The following is a 19,742-nucleotide window of genomic DNA, read 5'->3' on the forward strand; positions in this document are numbered from 1 at the left end:
CTAACCCCCAATCAGCTAAGACGTATTTAAACCGCTTATTCTTAGATTAGCCCACCCCCCCGACCCCCCCGATGTCGGGGGGGTCGAGGGGTGGGGGGCAAGGGGGGGTGTTGCCTCTTGCCTCGTCTCAACAAGCAATTTAAATTACGAACAGCTTATCACTGATTAACTCCTCCACCACCCGATTTAAACCGACGGAATGGGAAGCTTTGCATAAAATGCGATCGCCTGAATCGATCACTTCCTTTAAACGATTAATTAAATCTGCGTGAGTTTGAAAACATTCGCAATCGACCCCAGTAGCGGACTCAGCAATAAACTTAGCTTCCGGGTCATCTACCAAGACAAACAAGCGATCTATGCCTAGTTTTTGCACCCTCTCACCGACTTGGCGATGTAATTGCTCCGAAAAAGACCCTAACTCCTTCATCGTGCCTAAAACAGCAATATGACGCTGGCCGGGGGTAGCCTTCAGTAAATCCAAGGCCGCTAACATTGATTCTAGACCCGCGTTATAGGTTTCATCGAGGAGTAGGATATCTGGTGCTAATTGGTAACGTTTGGCCCGACCACTGGGTAAATTAACTTTAATTCCCTGTTGCAAAGAAGTCCAATCGATGCCTAAAATTTTCGCTACGGCCAAGGCCGCCATAAAATTTAAAGCATGATGACGACCGGATAAAGGTAAGTTAAAATCTAGTCCATTGACTCGTAAAGTAGTTAAATCTAGTAATTCTCCGACTATATCGCCGCCAGAGAAGCCATAGGTAATTGTTTCCCCCTGCCATACCCGTTTAGCTGTTTCGGTAAGTAAAGGGTGATCGTAGTTAAGAACAGCTATACTACTAGAAGGAGACTCGGCCAATAACTCGCATTTCGCCTCTGCGATCGCCGCTTGCGACCCTAAACGACCGATGTGAGCGGTTCCCACATTAGTAATCACTGCGATCGTCGGTTGGGCGATTTGAGCGAGCAGGGCAATTTCTCCCCGTCCCCGCATTCCCATCTCGATTACGGCACTATCGTGAGTTTCGTCCAGTTCGAGGAGAGTTTTCGGCACTCCGATCTCATTATTATAATTAGCCAGGGTTTTATGTACCTTTCCCCGGGTTGCTAATACCGAGGCGATTAATTCTTTAGTCGTGGTTTTCCCCACCGATCCTGTAATAGCAATCACGGGTATAGTAAATTGATTCCGCCACCAATGGGCTAATTGCTGATAGGTTTCCTGGGTATTCTGGACTAGGAATACAGGAATATTACTAGAGTAATTTACCGAAACTGGCTGCTCGACAATCAATGCCGCCGCTCCTCTTTCGATAGCCATATCGATAAAATCATGACCATTAAAATTATCACCTTTTAAGGCCAAAAATGCTTGTCCTGACTCAATACTACGGCTATCAGTATTAATGCCAGATACTAAACTATCATGGCTCAAACTTATGTCACCCTTATCTTGTAAGGACAATAATTGAGCTAGTTGATTGAGGGATAAATGACAGGGCATAGACAATAAAAATACTTAGGAGTAAATTCCGAATCATCTAGAAGATAGATGTGAACTACTCTCAAGGTCGTTGAGAGCTTCCTATTTCTTGGGGGATTGCCTCAAGACAGACTTACGCCCAGCTTTTGGTCTTACATCCCCTCTATAGGCAGTATCGCCGCTCTTCTGGTTTTTGTGTGGAAGGAAGAAGAATAGGGATAATTTTCGGGAAATATAGTCTTTAAAGCCTTGCCTAGCAAGACTTCCAGGCACTCCCTACCACACAAATTAACGACAAGCTGTGACTTAGATCACATCAAAGCGGTGTTTTTTTCGCTAACCTAATTAGCAGGGGGAGCTGCCTAAATTTTTAGTAATCTGGGCATGGTCGGCAAGCTTGGCCGGGCAAGCCAACAGGAATTTTCCCAAACTGGCAAGGCTAAAATGGCTCAACTCGATAAGTGGAATGACCCAAAATAGGGGCATCCTAAAAAGCGAGCATCTACTATCTAATCACAATTAAACCCTTTATGGTGATGGCCCGAAAATCCATCCGCTTACTGATTGAGGAGGGCTGATTCAAATAACGATGGCTAGTCTAAACGATCGACAAATAGAAACAAAAGATGAAGAACAGGTACTGTACGATTATTGGCTCGACCGCGTACGGACCGATTCCCCTGAGGAGTTAATCGAGGATTTTCGTCGTCTGTTTATCGAAGGTCGGGGCTATCAAGAAGCTCCTATTTATTTAGCCCTAGAGCGTCTTGTCAAGGCTAAAGATGCCGAAATTCGTTTTTATTATTTCTTTAACCGCTGCTGTCACATTTTAGTGAACCGATGGCAAATGCAGTCGACTTGTCAGCCAGCAATTCTCGAATTGGTATCGCTGCTGGATAATCTGCCCTCTCCAGGTCCGGGACATTACAGCACCGCCAATACTTTGCGCCATCTGGTCAAAAAATTTACCCTCTCGGATGACTACGTTAAGCTGCAGCGTCTGGCGCGAATTATTAGCAGCCAATACAGCGAAGAAACCGCCCCTTGCGTGGGAACCCTGATTAATCGTTATCCCTATCTCTATGATCACTGTTTACTCAGTGATGAAAGTCCCCGAGAACAGCGACAAACCGTTAGACGTATTAAAGTGAAAACCGAGCGCTGTTTCGAGGTAAATCTCTCTCATTATGTTACCTATCAGGTACGTTTGGGACAGGTTGCTCATACCCCAAAAACCAGCGAAGAAGCGGGGAGAATCATTCAACCAGTGAAAAATCCCACCCTGCTCAATGATAAGGAACTAAATCGCGCCCTCAAGTATTATGTGAGTCCAATAGAAGGAAATTATACTTATAAAGCTCTCTCGCAAAATTTTCTGGCGAATACAGTTTATAGCTCTACCTATAAAGATTTTAAAAATGATCTCTACGATTATCTGATTACCCCCGTAGACCACGGCAAGGGGCAATTTAACAAAAAACTCTACGATGTCCTGCAAAATACCCTACCCCAGTGGGATCAACAAAAACCGAGTGAATTTCTCATCCTGCGTACTTCTAGTCAATTGTTCAATTATCTGGTGGTGGAAAGCAGCCAAAAACCTGATCATTACATTTTTATCGATATGATCACCAATATGGGGGTAACTCGGACTGTGGGGTTATTGCTCAAGTTGGTTTTGGTGTGTCCCAAGGTAAAACCCCACTTAGATAAACGTTTTTCGATTCTGTTTAACCATTACGAGAGTTTTTCTCGCGATCAGGTGCTTTGGTTGGTTAAATCCCTAGAAAATCTACAAGTAGCTTTTAGTATTCATTTCGGTAAAGCTGATTTGTCCTGTCTCCGTCAAATCCAGTGACGAGCGAGGATTAAAAAGTTAAGTAATCTCAATTTCTAACCAATGGCGCCCCGGAGCTAAGGGATAATTAAACCATCGTCATTTAGGCTGCGTTTATCCGTGAAAATTATCGTTATCGGCAGTGGTGGTCGAGAACACGCCCTGGCTTGGAAACTGCTGCAATCGCCCGAACTAGAACAAGTGTTCTGTATTCCGGGTAATGGGGGAACGGCAATTTTACCTCAATGTGAAAATATCCCCCTAGCAATGGAGGATTTTGCCGAAATTAGCCGCTTTGCCCAGGAAAATAGCGTCGATTTGGTGGTTGTCGGTCCAGAATATCCCCTCTCCCTCGGTATTACCGATCATCTTCTCGCCCAAGAAATAGCGGTTTTTGGCCCCACACAAACCGGGGCCTTAATTGAATCGAGCAAATCCTGGGCCAAAGAATTAATGATCGAAGCCGGAGTGATCACTGCCGCCTCGGAAACCTTTACCGATGCAGAATTAGCGAAAACTTATATCCGAGAGCAAGGAGCGCCCATCGTGGTGAAAGCCGACGGATTAGCCGCAGGAAAAGGGGTAATTGTCGCCGAAACCGTAGATACGGCCCTAGAAGCGATCGATGATCTTTTTACCAGTGGCTTTACTAAAGTCGTGGTGGAAGAATTCCTAGAAGGGGAAGAAGTGTCCATCCTCACCCTCACCGATGGGATCAGCTTCCGTTCCCTGCTACCCGCCCAAGATCACAAGCGCATCGGTGAAGGCGATACCGGCAAAAATACCGGCGGTATGGGCGTTTATGTCCCCGCACCCATAGCCACCGCCGCCATTATCGAAGCGGTGGACCGAGACATCCTCGCCCCCATCGTCGCCACCCTGCAAAAACGCGGCATTGACTATCGGGGAGTCCTCTACGCGGGTTTAATGATTTCCCCCGCCGGAGAGCCAAAAGTTCTCGAATTTAACTGTCGTTTTGGCGATCCCGAAACCCAAGCGGTTTTACCCCTACTGGAAACTCCCCTCGCACCCCTACTGCTGGCTTGCGCTCAACAAAAATTAACTGATTTCCCCTCTTTACAATGGCGGTCCGGTAGTGCTGTTTGTGTGGTGGCTGCGTCTGCCGGTTATCCCGACCACTACGAAAAAGGCCAGTTAATCACTGGAATTAAGGCCGCTGAAACCGAGGGAGCGCTCGTTTTCCACGCTGGCACGGTTTTAAAACACGGCGATATCTTCACCGATGGCGGCCGCGTTTTGGGTGTCACTGCTATGGGGTCTAATTTTAATCAGGCGATCGAACTTGCCTATCAATCGGTGAACAGGATACACTTTCAGGGCATCTATTATCGTCGCGATATCGGCCACCGGGTAAGGGAAAAATAAGGGTCAGTATTTAGGCAGGGGTAAGGGGGTTTTGAGCATTAATTTAGCAGCCAATTGCCCCTTTTTTCCGCATCTCTCACCGCTAATCCTCACATCTTTCTAGGATAATCCCTGACAAAGGCGAATCTGATTTGTCAAAAAACCAGTAACTATTGATAAAATCATGAAACTGAATCGCCCAACCAAATTGCCATCCCTATGCGAATTTTGCTCTATTCTTATAACTATTATCCCGAACCGATCGGCATCGCTCCCCTGATGACAGAATTAGCGGAAGGATTGGTTAAAAGAGGTCATCAAGTCAGGGTTTTAACCGCTTTTCCTTGGTATCCTAATAGTGAAATCGATCCCGAATACCGAGGAAAAATCTATCTAGAAGAAGAACGCAACGGTGTTAAAATTCAACGTTCCTACGTTTGGGCGCGTCCCCAAAGAAGTTTAAAAAATCGAATTTTCTTTGAATTGAGCTTTGTTTTTTTGAGTTTCTTTCAGGCTCTCAAGGGTGAAAAACCCGATCTAATTTTCTTAACTGTCCCCGGATTACCCGTTTGCGTTCCCGCCGCTTTATTGAGTAAATTATACGGGGTGCCGATCATTCTAAATTTGCAGGATATTCTGCCTGATGCGGCAGTTCATGTGGGATTATTAACTAATCAGAAAATGATTAAGGTTTTTAGTAGTCTCGAAAAATTTGCCTACAAAACTGCCGGTAAAATCTCAGTTATTGCCGATGGTTTTACCAAAAATCTCCTCACTAAAAATGTGCCGAGTCAGAAAATTATTGAGATTCCTAATTGGGTGGATGTGAGCTTTATTAAACCCCTGTCAAAAAACAATAATTATTTCCGTCAAGAAAATCATCTTGAGGGCAAGTTTGTTGTTTTATATTCTGGCAATATTGCCCTAACCCAACCCCTAGAAACCCTGATCGATGCTGCGGTTCACTTAGTTGACATTCCTGAGATTAAAGTGGTAATTGTTGGTAAAAAAGAAGCACTCGATCGCCTAGAAAAGTATCGCCAACAACAGGGGGCCAGTAATGTGCTTTTATTACCCTTTCAATCCAGGGAAAAATTACCAGAAATGTTAGCGGCAGCCGATGTGGGTATGGTGATGCAAAAACATAATGTTATTTCCTTTAATATGCCGTCCAAAATTCAGGTATTATTAGCTAGTGGTCGTGCTATTATTGCTTCTGTTCCCGCCGATGGAACCGCCGCTAGGGCGATCGAGCGTAGTGGTGGTGGTTTGGTGGTTACTCCCGAAGAGCCGGAGGCATTAGCTACGGCTATTTTAAAGCTATACAAAAACCCAGATTTAGCAACTATACTAGGAGAAAAGGGACGACAATACGCAGAAGAAAATTATGCCTTTGAAAAGACGTTGGATCAATACGAAAATCTTTTTTCTCAAGTAGTTAGTCAATAATTAGGGAATAGGGAATAGGGATAGGGAAAATTTTCCACGACACCTATTACCCAACCCCATCACCCCATCATATCACCCCTAACTCCCAATTCCCTATTTTCATGTTCGATAATTTCTCAAAAAAACTCCCCTGGCAAAGTCTCAAACAAGCGATCGCTTTTGTCTTAACAATTATTGCTTTAACTCCAGTGGTTACAGCTTTAATTTCTAGTGTTAATCAGCCCCAAATCCAATCGAATATTCAACTGTATCAAACCAATCTCAACCTACAAGCCACGACTCTCAGCACCGATGCTGATCCTAATAGTGAGGAATTTGCTAATCTTAAATTAATTCAAACTTCCCTGATCGGTGAAGATACTTATAACACTGCCGAGGAACAGTATTTATCAGCCCAGAAAAGTGCCAAAAAAACAATCACCGAACTAGAAAAATCAGCAGTTAATCCCGAACAAAAAAAATCCCTTGAGCGCGACATAAATTCCTTAAAAGATTTAGAACTGAAATTAAGTCTCATTCAAGCTAGTCAAGGTGACTTGGATTCGGCACGGAAAATCTGGCAAGAGATCAAGGAAAAATCAGCATTTGAGAATTATAAACCTGCTGTTTTAAAAAATGCGCTGCTGTTAGAGGGATTGTACAGTGAACCCCCCGAAATTGCTGCCGATGCTGAAGCGAGAATCGAGCGCAATTTTCAAGGATGGTTTCGTTATACCATTCTGGAAAAATTATATAGTCTCGAAAATCGTCAAGAGGATTTACTCGCTTTAGAGGAAGAACAGAGTGAAGTGGCGGCTAATGCCTTAATTAAACTAATTTTATTGGCTTTTTTGCCTCTTATCGGCGGTTTAATCGGTGTTGTGCTGTTGGTCTTTTTATTAGTGCAGTGGCTGCTCCGCCAACAGCGAGCGCTGCTCTTTTTAGATGATAGTCTCGCTTGGCAAACTAAGTGGGGAGGAGAAACCCTCTGGTGGGGAATAATTATCGGTTTCTTTTTCGTCGGACAAATTGTTTTACCGGTAATTTTCGGGATTTTATCGAGTTTCTTGAGTCTCAATCCCGAAAAATTCAATCTAGAAGCTAAAGCAATATACGTTGTAGTTAGTTATTTAGCCTTAACATTGAGCAGTTTATCGGTTTTATACCTAGCGATCAAGCCTTTTCGCCCTTTACCTCCCGATTGGTTTCGTTTTAAACTCTTTAGTCCTTGGCTTCTCTGGGGGTTAGCTGGCTATTTTGTCGCTTTACCCCTGGTTATTATCGTTTCTTTGCTTAATCAACTAATTTGGCAAGGACAGGGGGGTAGTAACCCGCTGCTGACTTTAGCCCTAGAATCCCAGAATACCTTCGCTTTAGTCTGTTTTGGCTTTACTGCTTCCCTTGCCGCTCCTTTTTTCGAGGAAATTGTCTTTCGCGGCTTTTTACTAGCTTCTTTGACTCGTTATCTGCCTGTCTGGGGTGCGATCGCTCTTAGTAGTTTGATTTTCGCCCTGGCTCACCAAAATTTGTCAGAAGTGCTGCCTTTAACCGTGCTAGGTTGTGTTCTTGGCTTTGTTTACACCCGCTCGAAAAATTTATTATCCTCGATGTTGGTTCATAGTCTCTGGAATGGTGGCACCCTGTTAAGTTTATTTTTATTGGGCAGCGGTGCGGGTTAGGTGAGGTCAAAAGTCTCTTAGTCTAGAGATAACTAATCTCCCCCTTTCAACCCTTGCACTTAATTAGATAACCACATCGTTGCTCACCTTGGTTGATCCAGTGAGTCCGTTCGATCGTACAATCGGGAAGCAGCATGGCAAACATTTCTAATTCATGGCCACAGATACTGGGATAGGAACCGGCGACCTCAGCAATAGCGCAATGATGCTCGGCCAGGATATAACTATTTTCTGCTTCCAGTGCCACTAATTCTGCCATATAACCCTCCTCTTGGCGAATTTCTAGCAATTTTCTCATTCTTTCCCCTAAAGACCCCTTGCCGAGGCGCAATTGATATTCTGCCGCTTTGCGTTGCCACTGTTTTTTGAGAATTTCCCCCACCTGTTGCTCTCCCACCGTCTCCACGAGAGTATTGAGGAAAGAAACGGCGAAATTATCGTAATTATGGGGAAAACGGCCACGACCTTGACGACTGAGACGATAAATGTGCTGGGGCCGTCCTATCTTATTTTGTACGGCAAAATATTCTATCAGTCCTTCCTCCTCCAAATCCTTAAGATGGCGGCGCGTCGCTTGCGGACTAATACTTAACTCTTCAGCCAAGTCTTGGGCGGTAGATTGACCGTTTTTGAGCAAATATTGCAGAATATCGTCTTTCGTCGAGGCGGGTTGAGTCGTGGTCATGATACCAAAAACAGAGGCTTTAGCGTACAATTGCTGAGGGTCAAGGAGCGGCCGATTACCCCTACAGAGTAACTTGAATAACAGAGGTTTATCAGCATCCTCTCAAATTTTCCCTGACTTTGACAACAGCTTTGTTGTTAATCTATTATATAATCAATTTAAACAACTTTATTGTTGTTTAACTGCCTCCCCTGCCTACCGCGTAGAGAGAACACTAACCCCCATGAGTGCAACCACCGTTAAAAACCTCGTTAACCAACCCTACAAGTACGGTTTCATCACCGATATCGAATCGGAAACCATCCCCCGCGGTTTGAATGAGGAGATTATTCGCCTAATTTCGGCAAAAAAGAAGGAACCGGAATTCATGCTCGATTTTCGTCTCCGGGCCTATCATCAATGGCAAAAGATGACCGAACCCAGTTGGCCGCACGTTTCCTATCCTGCCATTGATTATCAAAATATTATCTACTACTCTGCACCCAAACAGAAAAAAGAAAAACTCAACAGTCTTGAAGAAGTTGACCCCACTTTAATCGAAACCTTTGAAAAATTAGGCATTCCCCTTTCGGAACAAAAACGCCTGTCTAACGTGGCCGTCGATGCTATTTTTGACAGCGTTTCTATCGCCACAACTTTTAAAGAAAAACTAGCAGAACAGGGGGTTATTTTCTGTTCTATTTCGGAAGCTTTACAGGAACATCCCGACTTGGTGCAGAAATATCTCGGCAGTGTAGTTCCCGTGGGGGATAATTATTTTGCCGCTCTTAATTCTGCTGTTTTTAGCGATGGTTCCTTTGTTTTTATCCCCAAAGGTGTCGCCTGTCCGATGGAATTGTCCACCTATTTTCGGATTAATAACGGTGAGACGGGACAATTTGAAAGAACTTTAATTGTCGCTGAAGAAGGGGCATCGGTAAGTTATTTAGAGGGTTGCACCGCTCCGATGTACGATAGTAATCAACTTCATGCCGCCGTCGTGGAATTAGTCGCCCTCGATAATGCGGATATTAAATATTCGACGGTACAAAATTGGTATGCTGGCGATGCCAATGGGAAGGGAGGTATTTACAATTTCGTCACTAAACGGGGTCTGTGTAAAGGAGTTAATTCTAAGATTTCTTGGACGCAGGTGGAAACTGGTTCGGCGATTACTTGGAAGTATCCCAGTTGTGTCTTAGTCGGCGATAATTCCGTTGGGGAATTCTACTCAATTGCCCTAACTAATAATAAACAACAGGCCGATACAGGTACGAAAATGATTCACATCGGCCGCAACACCAAGAGTACAATTATTTCTAAGGGAATTTCGGCGGGTAACTCCCAAAATAGCTATCGCGGGTTAGTGAAAATGGGACCGAAAGCCAAGGGAGCAAGAAATTACTCCCAGTGTGATTCTATGCTGATTGGAGATAATGCCGAAGCTAACACTTTTCCCTATATTCAGGTGGATAACAACAGTGCTAAAGTAGAACACGAAGCTTCTACCTCTAAAATCGGTGAAGACCAATTATTCTACTTCGCACAACGGGGTATTTCCGAGGAAGATGCTGTCTCTATGTTAGTCAGTGGTTTCTGTAAGGATGTCCTCAGTAAATTACCGATGGAATTCGCCGCCGAAGCTGATAAACTCCTCAGTCTCAAGCTCGAAGGAACCGTCGGGTAACAGTTATCAGTTATCAGTTATCAGTTATCAGTTATCAGTTATCAGTGTTCGCTGAAATATAATTAGTTTCTAGAAATATTTGCAGTTGCCAACAAAAAACATGAGTGAAGTAATTTTATCGGTAAAAAATCTGACCGCTAGTATTGATGGAAATCAGATTCTTAAAGGAGTTAACCTCGAAATTAAAGCGGGTGAAACCCACGCAATTATGGGACGCAATGGCTCAGGAAAAAGTACCTTTTCCAAAGTAATCGCTGGACATCCCGATTATGAAGTAACTGGGGGAGAAATAATTTATAAAGGTGAAAATCTTTTAGACAAAGAACCCGATGAACGAGCGCTTATGGGTATCTTTCTCGCTTTCCAATATCCCTTAGAAATCCCCGGCGTTAGTAACCTCGATTTTCTTCGCGTTGCCTATAATGCCCGACAAAAATATTTAGGTTCGGAAGAATTAGATAGTTTTGACTTTGAGGAATTAGTCGAGAAAAAACTAGAAGTTGTCCAGATGAATCCTAGCTTTCTTGGCAGAAGTTTAAACGAAGGTTTCTCCGGTGGTGAGAAAAAACGTAATGAAATCCTACAAATGGCCTTATTAGAACCTACTTTAGGAATTCTCGATGAAATTGACTCTGGTTTAGACATCGATGCTTTGCGGATTGTTGCCCAGGGAGTCAATCACTTAGCTACCCCCGATAACGCTTTTTTACTTATCACTCACTATCAGCGTCTGCTCAACTACATTGAACCCGATGTTATTCATGTTATGTACGATGGGCGCATTGTCACCAGTGGCGGTAAAGAATTAGCTCTCGAATTAGAAAGAACTGGCTACGATTTCCTCGACGAACAATTATTAGCCGTTAAGTAATCTAGTTATCAGTTATCAGTTATCAGTTATCAGTTATCAGTAGTCAGTTTTGAGTATTAAGTGAGCGGTATGTATTAAGTGAGCATCATCAAATGGCAGTAACAGTGCTGTCTTTTCACTGATAACTGTTTACTGATTACCGTTTACTGATAACTGTTTACTGATAACTGATAACTGAAAAATCCCCACATCCCCTCCTACCAATGACAGCCATAATCACGAAACCTGAACAATCAGGAGAATTATTGTTAAAATTGTCGCGAGAAACGGTTCCCACTATCGATAACGGTAAAATTCTCGAATTAAGAGAATCGGGAGCCAGTAAAGCTCAAGAATTAGCCATCCCTGGCAGAAAAGATGAAGAATGGCAATTCACCGATTTAAGTCAACTCTGGGCGATCGATTTTTGCGCTCCCCAACCCGTTACAATCGATAAAAATGCCCTAGCTGTTTTTTTGCTGCCTGAAGCCAAAAACAGCCACCTAGTCTTCGTTAACGGCATTTATCAGCCCGAATTGTCCGATATTTCCGCTTTACCCCCCGGTGTCAGCGTCAGCAATCTCGCCAATGCACAAAAAGATGTTCTTGTCAACTATCTAGGGAAAGAAAAAACCCCCGAATTTTTTACCGCACTCAACCAAGCTGGACTAAGCGATGGGGCAGTAATTCACGTCACCGCTAACACCGTCGTCACAACCCCGATACATCTCCTATTTATCACCGTTGTGGAGGAAATTCCCCGCTTTTATCAGCCCCATAGCCTAATCGTGGCGGAAACGGGAGCTAGTGTCAATATTATCGAGAATTACGGGGCTTTAGCCGAACATTGCTCCGATTTACCTGTAAATTACTCTTATTTCACCAATGCTGTCACGGAAATTTACCTCGAAGCCAACGCCGAGGTCATCCATACCAGAGTACAACGGGAATCGGGAGATGGTTTTCACATCGGACGCACGATAATTGAACAAGGGCGCGATAGCCGTTACACTCTCAACGAGATAAATCTAGGAGCTAAACTCTGCCGTCATAACCTCGATGTACTGCAAAAAGGCGAACAAACCGAGACAAATCTGCACGGATTAGCCATGATTACCGGACAACAAACCGCCGATACCCACAGCGCCATCTATCTCAACCATCCCCACGGCATCGCCAACCAACTGCATAAATGTATCGTTGATGGTAGCGCTCACGCCATCTTTAATGGTAAAGTGTTTGTTCCCAAACCCGCCCAATTAACCAACGCCTCCCAGTTAAATCGGAATTTGTTAATTTCTAACAAGGCACGAGTCAACACCAAACCGGAATTACAAATTACCGCCGATAACGTCAAATGTTCCCACGGGGCAACCGTTAGCCAACTGGAAGCCGATGATTTATTCTATCTGCAAAGCCGGGGCTTAAGCGCCGACACCGCCCGCAGTTTGTTAATTGATGCTTTCTCGGCCGAGATTTTAGCTAAAATTCCTCTAGAATCCCTCCGCCAAAGATTGGGGCAATGTGTCGCCTGTCGCAGTGTGGAATAACTCTACCGGGGTGGGTGTCAACCTGCCCAAAGTACCCCTCTGACTCCTGACTAAAATGACAATTATCCAAGAAAAAACCCTCGCCCAAAAAGTCCGCGCCGATTTCCCTATCCTCCATCAAACCGTACACGATAAACCCCTTATCTATCTCGATAGTGCCGCCACTTCCCAAAAACCCATTCAAGTATTAGAAACCCTGCGAAACTATTACGAAAAAGATAACGCTAATGTGCATCGGGGGGCGCATACTTTAAGTGTCCGGGCAACGGAAGCCTACGAAGGAGCCAGAGATAAGGTGGCTAGGTTTATTAATGCCGCTTCTCGTCAGGAAATTGTCTATACTCGCAACGCCACGGAAGCGATTAATTTAGTCGCCTACAGTTGGGCGTTAAATACCCTGAAAGCAGGGGATGAAATTATTCTCTCGGTTATGGAACACCACAGTAATTTAATCCCCTGGCAAATTGTCTGCCAAAAGACGGGGGCAGTGATTAAATATGTGCCATTAACCAGCGAAGAAAGCTTTGATTTAGAACAATATAAATCTTTGTTATCTGACAAAACTAAATTAGTTGCTGTCCTTCATGTTTCTAATACATTAGGCTGTATTAATCCCGTTGCCGAAATAGTCAGCCTTGCCCATCAAGTCGGGGCGAAAGTATTAATTGATGCCTGTCAAAGTGTCCCCCATTTAGCCATTGATGTGCAGGCCATAGATTGTGATTGGTTGGTGGCTAGTGGTCATAAAATGTGCGCCCCCACCGGTATTGGATTTTTGTACGGCAAAGAGGCGATTTTAGAGGCAATGCCGCCCTTTTTTGGTGGTGGCGAAATGATTGCAGAAGTCTATTTAGACCATTTTACCTGTGCCGAACTGCCCCACAAATTTGAAGCTGGAACCCCCGCTATTGGCGAAGCGATTGCTCTCGGTGCTGCAGTAGAATATTTAATGGGTTTAGGTATGGATAATATTCATGCCTACGAGGAAGAATTAACCGCCCATTTGTTCAAAAAATTAGGAGAAATTGAGGGTTTAAGAATTTACGGACCGCCACCTAGTTTAACGGGCCAGGGTCGGGCTAGTTTAGCCGCCTTTAATGTGGAAGGGATTCATGCTAGTGATTTAGCTACTTTATTAGACCACGAAGGAATCGCTATTCGTTCTGGTCATCACTGTACCCAACCTCTACACCGCCTTTTTGATGCTTCTGGCAGCGCGCGGGCAAGTCTATATTTTTATAATACCCGTGAAGAAATCGAGCGCTTTATTGTCGCCCTACAGGAAACTATCGATTTCTTTGCCAATTGTTTTTCTTAGGGGGATTTCTAGCCCTTTTCCTGTTCTTAAAGAGTGAAGGAAGTTACTTATAGCGTTTTTCAGTCTGCTGAGGTACAAAAGTTATGGGTTTTAGGCAAAAGGCAAGAGGCAGAAGGCAAAAGGGAAGAAAAATAGGTGTACCTCACTAGCTTAGGAAATGCTATATTATTATCAAGGAATTTGTCCTGAAACGGGGGAGTTATTGCGCTTGCCCCGTACTCTTTTGGCTGAAAAAATTGCCCGAGATTTGATGACAACTATCACCAATCCTGAAGGTAAAATGTATGGAATTTTGTTAGGAGAAAATGCTGCTGGCGAAATAGAAATTTTAAAAGCTTTTTCTGGACAGGGAGAAGCCACCGGCTGGGTTCCGTCCCTAGTGGGGAGAGAAAAAATTGTGCTGGAAGAAAAGCGAGTTTTGCAAATTTTAGAAACAATTAAACAGGAAATTATCACCCTACAATCAATTCCAGAACATAATTTATATCGACTCAATCAAGCAAATTTTGAGCGCAAAATACAAGCTTTACAGCAACAACATCAAAACCATAAACAGGAACGAGATAGGTTAAGAAATTTAGGGAATTTAAAGCCAGAAGAATTAGAGAATTTAAATAATATCAGTCGTCAGGAAAAAAGAGCAAGAAAGCAATTAAAACAGGAACAAAAACAATTTTTAGAACCATTAATTGAGAAAATAAACTTCGCCAATCAGAGAATTATTGAACTTAAGCAACAGCGTAGGAACCTCTCCAAACAGTTACAGGAATTGCTGTATCAATCCTACTGTTTACATAACTTTTCTGGACAATCTCTCTCCTTAGCTAAATTGATGGGCAGTAATTTGTTACCGACGGGAACAGGGGAATGTTGCGCCCCGAAATTATTAAATTATGCCGCCATGAAAGGATTAAAACCTATCGCCATGGCCGAATTTTGGTGGGGAGAATCGAATCGAGATAGAAAACAGGGAGAATTTTATGGTGCTTGTCAAGAAAGATGTCAACCTCTCATGGGTTTTTTACTCTCTGGTTTACGTTTATCTCTAGAAATTATCTATGAAGACGAGGGAATAATTGCTATTAATAAACCTGCCGGATTATTATCGGTAGCAGGACGTTATCAAGACAGTCAAGATGCCGTGGTCAATCGTTTTCGTCGTCAGGGAAAAAATCTCATTCCCGTTCATCGTTTAGATCGAGAAACTTCCGGTATATTATTACTAGCTAAAAGTTTAGATATTTATCGTTGTTTATCCCAACAATTTCAACGGCGAGAAGTGGAGAAAATCTACGAAGCTATATTATCAGAAATTATTGAGCAAGAATCGGGTATAATTGACCTACCTCTCTGGGGAAATCCGCAAAATCGACCCTATCAAACTGTGGATTGGCAAAGGGGAAAAGCTAGTCAAACCTATTTTAAAGTTGTCGGTAAAGAAGGCAATTATTCTCGGCTAGAATTTATTCCCTACACGGGAAGAACCCATCAAATTCGCGTTCATAGTCAAGCGGGATTAGGGATAGGAATTTTAGGCGATCGCTTGTACAATGGTAAGCAGTCCGACCGTTTACACCTACACGCTAAACAATTATCTTTTCGTCATCCTCAGACCAAAACTAAACTTGATCTCATCATTCCCACCCCCTTTTGAGAGCTATAATTGCTAACAGCAACTAATTAGCTATAGTAACCCGATTTACTGACAGGGGTACAAGGTCAGCCAGAAAATAGATATGAGATCACCCTTCAACCTATTTTGACTTCTCCTCCTCAATCCTGACGACCGACGACCGACTCCTAACCCCACCAACAAACTTTTTCGGCAAACCCTAGGGTTTGCGTCATTTGGCTTAATTGATGACAGGCCCTAGTCGAGCAGAAAAGTTTTTAGAAAAAAACCTTGCAATTATTTTGAGAGCGTGCTATATTAATAAAGGACTTAAAAACGCCGAGATAGCTCAGTTGGTAGAGCAGAGGACTGAAAATCCTCGTGTCCGCGGTTCAAATCCGCGTCTTGGCATTGAGAAAACACTAAAGCTTGCCCTGTATTTGCTTTCTAGTCTGCTAAGTTTTGTAAATACAGGGTTTCTCATCCGTGAGAAACGTTGTCAATAATTTGAACCAATGGTTGATGCTTGTTACTTTTATCTGTTAATTCGTCCAGTTTGTCTGTATAAATTGCTACACTTTACCCTACGCTTACCCTGAATTTCTTTGGTCGTAATCGCCGTAATAGTTGAGACATTTTGTCCTTTTTAAAGAGGTCGAGTCTCGTGCGCTCTAGTTCCTTTAATCGAGCGATACTGGGTTCTAGTCATAGCTAGATTTGAAGCTGCTTCCTCAATCGAGATCAGGTTTTTCTCGTCTACGTCCCGAATTTTATCCTTTGTATTCTTGTCTAAGTTTTTGTACTCTTTCCGGCTCTTTTTCGGGAGGGTGTAGAGTTTTTTGGGCGGGTCATTCTCAAGCGTTCAGCCATTCTTGCCACTGTCGCTACACTTAAAACTATACCAGTTCTTTGCCAGAATAGTTCCGATAGTTCGGCTAGAGTTGCGTCATTATTTTCTTCAATTAACTCGCCGAGGGCGATCATTTGTTCTGGCGTGAGTTTTAAATGACGTCCACATCGATAAGTTTTCGGTCGAATATCTCCCGTTTCCCGAGATTGTTTCAAAAGCTTTTGGACGAAACTTAAGGTTACGCAGAATCTTTTCGCTAATTGACGCTGGGAGATCGGCTCGTTATAATAACAGTCTAGAATTTTTTGACGGAACTCTACTGGATAGGATTTCATTTTTTGTGCAATTTAGCTATCGATAACATTATACTTCATATTTGTGAGAAAGGCTCTATATTTGACTGAGCATTGACATTCAGTCTTACTGCTTGAGCTACACTAGAGCTTCTGCAAAAATCAAAAATCTTCTGTTAGGTGAGGAGACTCCGAGATAGGAGACGGTCGACAGAAGGATAGTACAGAGTCGATAGGGAATATCCGCCCGAAACCTAGTTCGAGTTAGATAGAGTTGATAAATAGGCGAATGCTGGAGAAAACTACGCCTAGAGACACCAAAACCATTAATCAGGCTTGGATGTCAGAAAATCTAGCACCGGTTAGGGCTGATGCTTAGATTGTAGAGGCGAATAGTTATAAGTCCCGTTTATTATTTTTTTTTATTCATCAGCAAAACTAATTAAAAAATCTGATCGATCGAACTGAACTATGATAAGATAGCGGGGTTTTGGCAAGCTCTAGCGATAGGTGATCGGGTAGTCAAGACGGAAGCGGGATGGCTAACGATCGGGGAATGGTTTTTGCTGTTAGTCTTAAAGAAACAACTGGGGTGAACCTATGGTTACATCACCGAATCCAACTCAGATAGTCTATCCCGATAGCGACGGGAAACCGATGGCCGACAATACAAGACAATTTCGCTGGATTACGACGATTAAAGCGAATTTAGACTGGTTATTTGCCAATGATGCCTATGTTTTTGTCGCCGGTGATTTACTCTGGTATCCCGTGGAGGGAGATAATAAAACTCGGCAAGCACCCGATGTCATGGTAAGTACCTAAGCAAAATTAATTACACATATCTAACCCCCCCTTGCCTCTTGCAAGAGTGCCTTTTGCCTTTCTTCACTAGGAAATTTATTTTGCACGACTACTTAGCTTTTGGCAGACCGAAAGGGGAAAGAGGTTCCTATCAACAGTGGCAAGAAGAAAATATCCCCCCGCAAGTGGTTTTTGAAATTCTCTCTCCGGGTAATACCCAAACGGAAATAACCAGAAAACTACTGTTTTATGACCGTTATGGCGTGGAAGAATACTACATTTATAATCCCGATAAAAATGATTTGGGCGGCTGTATTCGTCGGGAAAATCGCCTCGAAAGTCTGGAAAATCTCGATAATTGGGTCAGTCCTCGCTTGGGCATTCGTTTTCAATTGGCCGAACCAGAGTTACTCTTGTATTATCCCGATGGTCAACCTTTCACCAGTTACAACCAAGAACGACAACGGGCCGAAGCGGAACGACAACGGGCCGAAGCGGAACGAAAACGGGCCGAACGATTGGCGGCAAAACTGCGGGAGTTAAATATTAAGTACCTAAGCAAAATTAATTACACATCTAAGCCACTACTCCGTCAGACTTCTGGTGTGAGGAAACAGTGAACTGAAAACTCAAATCCGATCCCTAATAGCTGTCTCCCGTCTCCCGTCTCCCGTCTCCCGTCTCCCGTCTCCTGACGACCGTCTCCTGACGACCGTCTCCTGTCTCGACTAGGAAATTAATTTTGCACGACTACTTAATCCCGAAGAAACTTAAAAAAAATTATTGATCGACTCAATCGATCGAGATAGTCTCGCTACAATAAAAGTAGATAAATATCAAGTCCTCTAGCTAGAGTCGCAACAGTAAGCCCAGAAAAAATGCGCTAGGGCAGGGTTGGACTAAATCGACGAAGCAATCGCTAAATAGGGGTAATTTCCGTCCACTTCTCCCCAATCCTGAACAGGAGAGGCAGAACCGAAGAATTTCTATAAAATTTCGGTAAGGGTGGAAAGATCAAGTAAGTTAGCGTTAGGGCTTAATCTTCGCCACGGAAAGGTAGAACTATGACAGTTTGTGAATATCGGCCAGGTTTAGAAGGAATTCCCGCCGCCCAATCGAGTATCAGCTTTGTGGATGGGCAAAAGGGAATCTTAGAGTATCGGGGCATTCGGATTGAGGAACTCGCCGAAAAAAGTACCTTCCTCGAAACCGCCTATCTCCTTATCTGGGGTGTTCTGCCCACGGCGGCGGAACTGGAAGAATTTGCCGATGAAATCCGTTATCATCGACGCATCAAGTACCGTATCGAAGACATGATGAAATGCTTCCCCGAAAAAGGCCATCCCATGGATGCGCTACAAACTTCGGCGGCGGCTTTGGGGTTATACTATGCCCGTCGGGCTTTGGATAATCCCGAATATATCCGTCAGGCAGTAGTCCGGCTATTAGCGAAAATCCCCACCATGGTGGCGGCGTTTCAATTAATTCGCAAAGGTAATCATCCCATTCAGCCCAACGATAGTCTTGATTATGCGGCCAATTTCCTCTATATGTTGACGGAAAGACGACCAACGGATTTAGCGGCGAAAGTTTTCGATGTCTGTTTGACTCTCCACGCCGAACATACCATGAATGCCTCGACTTTTTCGGCCATGGTCACGGCCTCCACTTTAACCGACCCCTACGGTGTCATCGCTTCAGCAGTGGGAACTCTCGCCGGCCCCCTCCACGGTGGGGCAAACGAGGAAGTATTGTTAATGTTAGAGGAAATCGGTTCGGTGGCTAATGTTCGTCCCTATGTGGAAAAATGTATCGCTAATAAACAAAAAGTTATGGGTTTTGGACACCGGGTATATAAAGTTAAGGATCCCCGGGCGACGATTTTACAAAATCTTGCCGAACAATTATTCGCGGAATTAGGTTCCGATGAATACTACGATATAGCCCTAGAATTAGAACAGGCAATGGTGGATATCTACGGCGAAAAAGGTATCTATCCTAATGTGGATTTCTATTCGGGATTGGTCTATCGGAAATTAGGCATCCCCAGTGATTTATTTACCCCGATTTTTGCCATCTCCCGGGTGGCCGGTTGGTTAGCCCACTGGAAAGAACAATTAAATGCTAACCGCATTTTCCGTCCTACCCAAATCTACACCGGACTACACGATATCCCCTATACACCGATCGAACAACGTTCTTAGATTTTATCTCCCATTCTTGATGGAAACACGGTTTCTCGCCTTTGTCAATCTTTCCTAGGCGAGATTTTTTGTCTCATTTCCTGTTATATTGATGGGGCAAGGAAACAGTCCA

At 43.7% G+C, this 19,742-nt stretch carries 13 protein-coding genes, 1 tRNA gene and 2 pseudogenes; 13 read left to right on the plus strand and 3 right to left on the minus strand.

Features of this window, described 5'->3' with window-relative positions:
- Positions 1-139 precede the first annotated feature (139 nt).
- Complete coding sequence (locus RAM70_RS00735; RefSeq protein WP_045360229.1) at positions 140-1,510, minus strand: UDP-N-acetylmuramoyl-tripeptide--D-alanyl-D-alanine ligase; 1,371 nt, start codon at positions 1,508-1,510, stop codon at positions 140-142.
- A gap of 568 nt (positions 1,511-2,078) precedes the next feature.
- On the opposite strand from RAM70_RS00735, the gene RAM70_RS00740 reads away from it, so the two are divergent.
- The 4 genes from RAM70_RS00740 (at position 2,079) to RAM70_RS00755 (ending at position 7,798) form a co-directional block, all read left to right on the plus strand.
- Complete coding sequence (locus RAM70_RS00740; protein ID WP_312671961.1) at positions 2,079-3,347, plus strand: Sll1247 family protein; 1,269 nt, start codon at positions 2,079-2,081, stop codon at positions 3,345-3,347.
- 99 nt (positions 3,348-3,446) lie between these two features.
- Entirely contained in the window at positions 3,447-4,712 is a 1,266-nt protein-coding gene (gene purD, locus RAM70_RS00745; RefSeq protein ID WP_312671962.1) for a phosphoribosylamine--glycine ligase, read from the plus strand.
- Positions 4,713-4,910: 198 nt separating this feature from the next.
- Positions 4,911-6,140 carry a glycosyltransferase family 4 protein gene (locus RAM70_RS00750; protein ID WP_312671963.1) on the plus strand — a complete coding sequence of 410 codons (1,230 nt, stop codon included), beginning with the start codon at positions 4,911-4,913 and terminating at the stop codon, positions 6,138-6,140.
- 101 nt (positions 6,141-6,241) lie between these two features.
- Positions 6,242-7,798, plus strand: coding sequence for a CPBP family intramembrane glutamic endopeptidase (locus tag RAM70_RS00755; protein WP_312671964.1), 1,557 nt, complete (start codon positions 6,242-6,244; stop codon positions 7,796-7,798).
- Positions 7,799-7,844: 46 nt separating this feature from the next.
- Here RAM70_RS00755 and sufR read toward each other — a convergent pair whose 3' ends face one another.
- On the minus strand, positions 7,845-8,483 hold the full coding sequence (gene sufR / locus RAM70_RS00760; protein ID WP_002804342.1) for an iron-sulfur cluster biosynthesis transcriptional regulator SufR: 639 nt from the start codon (positions 8,481-8,483) through the stop codon (positions 7,845-7,847).
- A gap of 223 nt (positions 8,484-8,706) precedes the next feature.
- Between sufR and sufB the strand changes: the two genes are divergently transcribed.
- The 6 genes from sufB to RAM70_RS00790 all read left to right on the plus strand — a co-directional run bounded on the left by sufB (position 8,707) and on the right by RAM70_RS00790 (position 15,890).
- Positions 8,707-10,149 carry a Fe-S cluster assembly protein SufB gene (gene sufB / locus RAM70_RS00765; protein WP_002758413.1) on the plus strand — a complete coding sequence of 481 codons (1,443 nt, stop codon included), beginning with the start codon at positions 8,707-8,709 and terminating at the stop codon, positions 10,147-10,149.
- Positions 10,150-10,249: 100 nt separating this feature from the next.
- Positions 10,250-11,020: a Fe-S cluster assembly ATPase SufC gene (gene sufC / locus RAM70_RS00770; protein ID WP_002778368.1), complete on the plus strand. Its 771-nt coding sequence runs from the start codon at positions 10,250-10,252 to the stop codon at positions 11,018-11,020.
- 203 nt (positions 11,021-11,223) lie between these two features.
- Positions 11,224-12,549 carry a Fe-S cluster assembly protein SufD gene (gene sufD / locus RAM70_RS00775; RefSeq protein ID WP_312671965.1) on the plus strand — a complete coding sequence of 442 codons (1,326 nt, stop codon included), beginning with the start codon at positions 11,224-11,226 and terminating at the stop codon, positions 12,547-12,549.
- Between the two features lie 55 nt (positions 12,550-12,604).
- Positions 12,605-13,867 (plus strand): SufS family cysteine desulfurase, encoded by a 1,263-nt coding sequence (locus tag RAM70_RS00780; protein ID WP_312671966.1) that lies wholly within the window; start codon positions 12,605-12,607, stop codon positions 13,865-13,867.
- Positions 13,868-14,024: 157 nt separating this feature from the next.
- On the plus strand, positions 14,025-15,521 hold the full coding sequence (locus RAM70_RS00785) for an RluA family pseudouridine synthase (RefSeq protein ID WP_312671967.1): 1,497 nt from the start codon (positions 14,025-14,027) through the stop codon (positions 15,519-15,521).
- Between the two features lie 296 nt (positions 15,522-15,817).
- Positions 15,818-15,890: transfer RNA gene (locus RAM70_RS00790), tRNA-Phe, on the plus strand.
- A gap of 378 nt (positions 15,891-16,268) precedes the next feature.
- On the opposite strand, the gene RAM70_RS00795 is transcribed toward RAM70_RS00790, so the two are convergent.
- Complete coding sequence (locus tag RAM70_RS00795; RefSeq protein ID WP_190381682.1) at positions 16,269-16,664, minus strand: helix-turn-helix domain-containing protein; 396 nt, start codon at positions 16,662-16,664, stop codon at positions 16,269-16,271.
- A gap of 558 nt (positions 16,665-17,222) precedes the next feature.
- Here RAM70_RS00795 and RAM70_RS00800 point away from each other — a divergent pair.
- The 3 genes and pseudogenes from RAM70_RS00800 to RAM70_RS00810 all read left to right on the plus strand — a co-directional run.
- A pseudogene (locus RAM70_RS00800) lies at positions 17,223-17,438 on the plus strand (Uma2 family endonuclease); the annotation flags it as partial.
- Positions 17,439-17,542: 104 nt separating this feature from the next.
- A pseudogene (locus RAM70_RS00805) lies at positions 17,543-18,046 on the plus strand (Uma2 family endonuclease); the annotation flags it as partial.
- Positions 18,047-18,490: 444 nt separating this feature from the next.
- The gene (locus RAM70_RS00810; RefSeq protein ID WP_045360212.1) at positions 18,491-19,630 is read left to right on the plus strand and encodes a citrate synthase; all 1,140 of its coding nucleotides are present in this window, start codon (positions 18,491-18,493) and stop codon (positions 19,628-19,630) included.
- The last annotated feature ends 112 nt before the right edge of the window (positions 19,631-19,742 follow it).

The sequence above is a fragment of the Microcystis wesenbergii NRERC-220 genome, from assembly GCF_032027425.1.
Lineage (GTDB): Bacteria > Cyanobacteriota > Cyanobacteriia > Cyanobacteriales > Microcystaceae > Microcystis > Microcystis wesenbergii_A.

Excerpts from the sequence above, each read along its gene's own strand:
- RAM70_RS00735 (WP_045360229.1), bottom strand. The coding sequence starts at position 1,510 with ATGCCCTGTCATTTATCCCTCAATCAACTAGCTCAATTATTGTCCTTA.
- RAM70_RS00740 (WP_312671961.1), top strand. The coding sequence starts at position 2,079 with ATGGCTAGTCTAAACGATCGACAAATAGAAACAAAAGATGAAGAACAG.
- RAM70_RS00750 (WP_312671963.1), top strand. The coding sequence starts at position 4,911 with ATGCGAATTTTGCTCTATTCTTATAACTATTATCCCGAACCGATCGGC.
- RAM70_RS00755 (WP_312671964.1), top strand. The coding sequence starts at position 6,242 with ATGTTCGATAATTTCTCAAAAAAACTCCCCTGGCAAAGTCTCAAACAA.
- sufR (WP_002804342.1), bottom strand. The coding sequence starts at position 8,483 with ATGACCACGACTCAACCCGCCTCGACGAAAGACGATATTCTGCAATAT.
- sufB (WP_002758413.1), top strand. The coding sequence starts at position 8,707 with ATGAGTGCAACCACCGTTAAAAACCTCGTTAACCAACCCTACAAGTAC.
- sufC (WP_002778368.1), top strand. The coding sequence starts at position 10,250 with ATGAGTGAAGTAATTTTATCGGTAAAAAATCTGACCGCTAGTATTGAT.
- sufD (WP_312671965.1), top strand. The coding sequence starts at position 11,224 with ATGACAGCCATAATCACGAAACCTGAACAATCAGGAGAATTATTGTTA.
- RAM70_RS00780 (WP_312671966.1), top strand. The coding sequence starts at position 12,605 with ATGACAATTATCCAAGAAAAAACCCTCGCCCAAAAAGTCCGCGCCGAT.
- RAM70_RS00785 (WP_312671967.1), top strand. The coding sequence starts at position 14,025 with ATGCTATATTATTATCAAGGAATTTGTCCTGAAACGGGGGAGTTATTG.
- RAM70_RS00795 (WP_190381682.1), bottom strand. The coding sequence starts at position 16,664 with ATGAAATCCTATCCAGTAGAGTTCCGTCAAAAAATTCTAGACTGTTAT.
- RAM70_RS00810 (WP_045360212.1), top strand. The coding sequence starts at position 18,491 with ATGACAGTTTGTGAATATCGGCCAGGTTTAGAAGGAATTCCCGCCGCC.